Source organism: Paenibacillus sp. Y951, from assembly GCF_056786395.1.
The window spans coordinates 1-6,032 of the sequence record NZ_JBXCIY010000042.1; the positions used below are offsets into that span (position 1 = coordinate 1).

At 53.9% G+C, this 6,032-nt stretch carries 1 protein-coding gene; it reads right to left on the bottom strand.

Annotated features, from left to right (window positions below; genetic code table 11):
• Positions 1-6,017, bottom strand: a 6,017-nt coding sequence (locus AC1TPB_RS24495; protein ID WP_482078886.1) for an amino acid adenylation domain-containing protein, incomplete at its 3' end; no start/stop codon positions are given.
• Positions 6,018-6,032 lie beyond the last annotated feature (15 nt).

The following is a 6,032-nucleotide window of genomic DNA, read 5'->3' on the forward strand; positions in this document are numbered from 1 at the left end:
ACGCCTTGCTTCGCACACAGCTGCTTCAGCCGTTCCGTCTCCTGCTCGCTCCACCATTGAGCCGCACGGTCCCCTTCGAACCGGCGGACTGCCGGCCGCCCGTAATCCGTCGGCAGCTGCAGCACTGGTGCCTCTTCCTCGAACACCTGCAGCCAGTATTCCTCCTGCGCTTGGTACAACTCGCCCTGCATCTTCTCACGCAGCCATACCGCATAATCTTTATAGTGAATCGCAAGCGGCGCCAGTTGCTCGCCCCCATACAATCGTGTGAACTCCTCCACAAACACGTCCATTGACGTACCGTCTGAGACGATATGGTGCATGTCCAGCAGCAGCACGTGCCGCCCCTCTTCCAGGCGGATCAGACCCGCTCGCAAGAGCGGCGCTTCGCCCAGTTCAAACGGACGCACGAACGCTTTCACCCGCGCTTCTACTTCTTCCTCTGTGCTCTCCGTCACTTCAAGTGGCACTTCCACACGCTCGGCGATGCGCTGCATGAGCTGATCTTCCTGCATCGCAAACGACGTGCGGAATGATTCATGACGCTCCGCCAGCACGTTCAAGCTCTCCTGCACGCGATCTGCATCTAGCTCTCCTGCAATCTCCAGCGCCCACGGGATGTTGTAGCCGATCCCCTCTGGGTCCAGCTGACTTACCACGTACAGCCGCTGCTGTGCTGGCGAGGCCCGATACCACTCGCGCGCCTCCGCCTTGCTGATCGCCTCGTAGCGTTCCTTGGTAGCCACCGCTTCCAAATACCTCGCAAGCTCCTCCACCGTCGGGCTCGCGAATACCTCACCAAGTGGCACGTTCGCGTCCAATTGCTTCTGGATGCGCGAAACCAGCTGTGTCGCTTTGAGGGAATGGCCACCTAGTTCGAAGAAGTCATCAAGGATGCTCACTGGCTGCGAAAGGCCTAGCACCTCCTGCCAAATCGCCGCTAGCTTCGCTTCGGTCTCGCTCCGCGGCTCGACGTACTCGCTTCCTGCCTGCACCAGCCCTTGCGGCTCTGGCAACGCGCGTCGATCTACCTTGCCATTGGCCGTCAACGGAATGCGCTCCACTTCTACCAGATACGACGGTACCATGTACTCCGGCAGACTACGCTTCAAATGCGAACGCAATTCAGATGCGTCGAACGCTCCGCTGCTCACCACGTACGCACACAGGTAAGCTTCGTCCCGCTCGTCTTTCCGAGCGACAACCACCGCTTCCTTCACGTCCGCGTGTTGCAGCAGACCGTGCACGACTTCGCCCGTCTCGATCCGGTATCCCCGAATTTTTACTTGCTCATCAATCCGGCCCATGTACTCCAGATTCCCGTCCAACAGCCATCTTGCAAGGTCTCCTGTACGATACATTCGCTCGCCAGGTTCAAACGGGTTGTCCACGAACTTTTCCGCCGTTAGTTCTGGACGGTTCAAGTATCCACGCGCCAAGCCGTCTCCTGCGATGCACAGCTCTCCTGGCACCCCGATCGGTGCTAGCTTATTCGAACGGTCTACGACGTATGTCCGGGTATTGGCGAGCGGTGCACCAATAGGCACGATCGCTTCGCGAAGATCCATCCGATCCACGGAATAGTACGTTGCGTACACCGTGCTCTCCGTCGGTCCGTATACGTGAATAATCCGGCCTTTTCCGAGCGCTTGATACGCTTTGGCCACGTGATCAACCGACACTTTTTCCCCGCCGAACAATACATGTCTGACGTTGGAAAGACTACCTGCATCTAGATCGACAAGCGTATTGAATAAGGCCGTCGTCAGAAAGAAAACCGTGATCTTTTCCTCTCGAAGGATTCGCGACAAGGCGACGATATTCAGAACATCCTCTTTTCGTATGAGAACAAGAGCGGCTCCGTTCAACAACGCGCCGAAAATATCGAATGTCGAACCGTCAAAAGCGTAGTTAGACAATTGCAAGATCCGATCCGTCGGCACGAACGTCACATAGTTGCTATTGCGCACCGTCCGAACAACGTTTTGCTGTGTCGTCATCACTCCTTTGGGCTGTCCCGTCGAACCCGACGTGTAGATAATGTACGCCAGATCGTTGGGCCCGCTTACCGCTGGCAAGTTCGAAGTCTCGCCCGCATACAGCGACGCGTCCGCTAAGATCAGCACGCTTCCTTCGTAATCCTGCGGTACTTTCACATTTCCTCCGCATACAAGCAATAGATGGGCGCCGCTGTCTTCCAGCATGTATGCAATCCGCTCGGCCGGATACCCCGGGTCAATCGGCAAGTACGCGCCGCCAGCCTTCAGAATCGCGAGAATGCCCACGATCATCTCGACCGAGCGCTCCACCATGATCCCCACGATCTGGTCCGCTCCTACGTCTCGCGCTCGCAGTGAATACGCCAGTTGGTTCGCCTTCGCGTTCAGCTCCCCATACGTCATTCGGGCAGACTCGAATACGACCGCCTCCCTATCCGGCGTCTGCTCCGCCTGTTCCTCGAACAGCGCCTGGATCGTTTGATCCTTCGGATACTCGGTCTTCGTGTCGTTGAATGTCTCTAGCAGCTGACGTTTCTCTTCTTCCTCGAGAAGATCGACGCTTTGGATCACCTGACTCAAATCAGCTGCTGTCATGCGCAATGCTTGCTCAAAATACTGAAGCAACCTGAGGACGACCTCTTCTGGATATAAAGATACGATTCCTACCTTCAACTCATTGAGGGTGGTCGATACCGAAAAATCCAATTTGGTATTCGTGCGCCCATAGCTTAACTCCAGCGGACTATTCGAGATAATTGACGTATCCTGCAAAGATTCGTATATATGAAAATCAATAAAATTGAACAAAATATCAAAAAATGGATTACCATCAGATGTCACGCCCGTTGCATGCATAATATCCTGCAGCGGATACCTTCCAAAGTTTTTCATCTCCATACATTTGGCGTGAACGTTCTGAATCCATTCCAACCATGTCATTTGCGTATCGATCTTCATTTGCACTGGAACAGTATTTAGGAAACAGCCCAATATTTTATCGCCGTCTTCACGAACAGGCCGTCCGTTTTCTACGAATCCGGTTAAAATTTCATTGTCATATGTAAACATAGACAGACTGTACAAATACGCAGCAAAACAGATGGAACGCAAGCTTGTTCCGCTAGTTTTCGCCGCATACTTGAGTTCCTCCAACAATCCGTTTTCCAAGGAGTGCGTATACGCAAAATAATTACCGTCCTGTTTCAGACCTGATTTTGTAGGCCCAGAGAGTTCCAGTCGCTTGTATTCCCTCAATTCCATCTGCCAGAACGTTTGGAAATCGAGACGACTTTTGACCATTAGCTGTTCAATCACGTAATCCTTATACGTGCTCTTCAAAGAAGCCTCTGCATACCTGTCGAATATTCCAGCCCTCAGCATCCCGTAAACGTTTAGCAACTCCGTCATGAACGATGCAACGCTCCAACCGTCCAAGATAGCATGATGGCAGACCCAGATCAAATACTGGCGATCCCCACTGAGCAAAAACACCTGCATACGCCAAAGAGGTGCCGTCCCGATGTCAAACGGACGCTTGCGATCTTCCGCTAGCCATCGCTTCACTAAATCGTCTTGTTCCTTCCCGTCCAGTCCGATTAATTCATCCAGTCCGATGCGGGTTTCGACGTGTTTGCGCACGATTTGAACGGGATAAGAATCCGTCTCCAGATAAAAATCGGTTCTTAAGATTGGATGCTTCTGTACCATAAAACGCAATGCTTCCCGCATGGTTTCCAGTTGGAAATGCTCATCTTTAACCCCATATACGAGCTGATCGTGATATACCGCTTCCTTGGACTGCATGAGGGTATGGAAAATCATCCCTTGCTCGATATCGCTCATCGGATAGAAATCTTCGACTTCGCCCGCCAGCGCTGCCGGGCCGGACAAGATTTGATCCTGCAGTTTCTCCATATCGGCAGCAAGCGCTTGTTCGGCAGCCGCGAGGTCCAAGTGATCACTCGTAGAAAGGTTCGCCAAGAAGGACTCGATCGTCGGATATTGGTACAGATGATAGAGGTTCATTTTTCGTCCAATCGCTTGCTCCATCCTCGCGATCAGACGTATTGCTTTAATCGAGTCGCCTCCCAGTTCGAAGAAGTGATCCTGGATCCCGACTTGTTCGATTCGGAGCACCTCCTGCCAAATCGCCGCCAGCTTCGCTTCCGTCTCGCCTCGCGGCGCCACGTATTCGCTTCCTGCCTGCAAGAGACCTTGCGGCTCTGGCAGCGCCTTCCGGTCCACCTTGCCATTGGCCGTCAGTAGAATTCGCTCCACTTCTACTAAGTATGACGGTACCATGTAGTCCGGCATGTTGGCTCTCAAGTACGCGCGCAATTCGGGGGCATTGAATGCTCCCACGCTCACCACATACGCGCATAGGTAAGCCTCGCCCCGTTCGTCTTTTCGAGCGACGACCACCGCTTCCTTCACGTCCGCGTGTTGCAACAGACCGTGCACGATTTCGCCCGTCTCGATCCGGTACCCCCGGACTTTCACCTGCTCGTCGATCCGCCCCATGTACTCCAGATTCCCGTCTGGCAGCCATCTTGCCAAGTCTCCCGTCCGGTACATTCGCTCGCCAGGTTCAAACGGGTTGTCCACGAACTTCTCGGCCGTCAGCTCCGGGCGGTTCAAGTATCCGCGCGTCACGCCTGCCCCAGCTACATACATTTCTCCGGCTACCCCTTGAGGAACAAGGTGTCCGTTCTTGTCTAGAATCATGACCGACAACGTAGGGATCGGTTTCCCGATATTGCTGATGTTCGTCCGGATATCTTCGCCAGTTATTTCCTTGTACGTCACGTGTACGGTCGTTTCCGTAATGCCATACATGTTGATCAGAAGCGCAGCCGGATACGCCTTCGCCCACGGTTCCAGTTGTGCGGGAGAAAGGGCTTCCCCGCCGAATATCACTTTGCGGATAAACAGATTCCGCTTCATTTCCTTGTCGCACACTTCATGGATCAGACTGTAGAAAGCCGTAGGCGTTTGGTTCAGTATCGTCACGCGTTCGCGTTCCAACATTTCGGCGAACAACCGCGGTTCCTGCGTTGTCCGTTTCGGCACAATAACCAGCTTACCTCCATACAACAACGCGCCGTACATTTCCCATACCGAGAAATCGAAGCAGAACGAATGGAACATCGTCCAGACGTCGCTCGCGCCGAAGTCGAATAGATTGCGTTCGTTAAAGAGTAGCCGCACGACGTTGCGATGCTCCACCATCGCTCCTTTTGGCTTACCCGTCGATCCCGACGTGTAGATGACGTACGCCAGATCGCTTGGATTGCTTGCTGCTGGCAAGTTCGACGTCTCGCCCGCATACAGCGACGCGTCCGCCAGGTTCAGCACGGTTCCTTCGTAATCTTGCGGTACTTCTGCGTCACCGTATACGAGCAGAAGATCGGCCTTGCTGTCTTCCAGCATGTACGCGATCCGCTCAGAAGGGTACGCCGGGTCCATTGGTAAGTACGCACCGCCGGCCTTTAGGATCGCGAGAATCCCCACGATCATCTCGACCGAACGCTCCGCCATAATTCCCACGATCTCGTCGGTTCCAACGCCTCGTGCCCACAATGCATGCGCCAGTTGGTTCGCCTTCGCGTTTAGTTCGCCATACGTCAGTCGCACGGAATCGAATACGATCGCCTCAGCTTCTGGCGTTCGCTTTGCCTGCTCCTCAAACAGCACGTGGATCGTCTTGTCCTTCGGATACTCCGCCTTCGTATCGTTGAACGTCTCTAGTAGTTGACGCTTCTCTTCTTCCCCGACCAGTTCGATCTCATCCAGCCGTATGTCTGGCGTTTCTACGATCTGCTTCACGATTGTCGCCAGATGTTTGCCCATCCGCTCAACCGTTTCCTTCTTGAACAGCGCCGTACTGTATTCCCAGTCGAAATACAGTCGCCCTTCCTGCTCAACCGCAGCCACGGTCAGGTCGAATTTCGCGATGCTGTTTTCCTGCGGATACGGCCGAATTGTCAGCCCTTCCGCCTTCCATTCACTCATCTCCATGTTCTGCAGCACCAG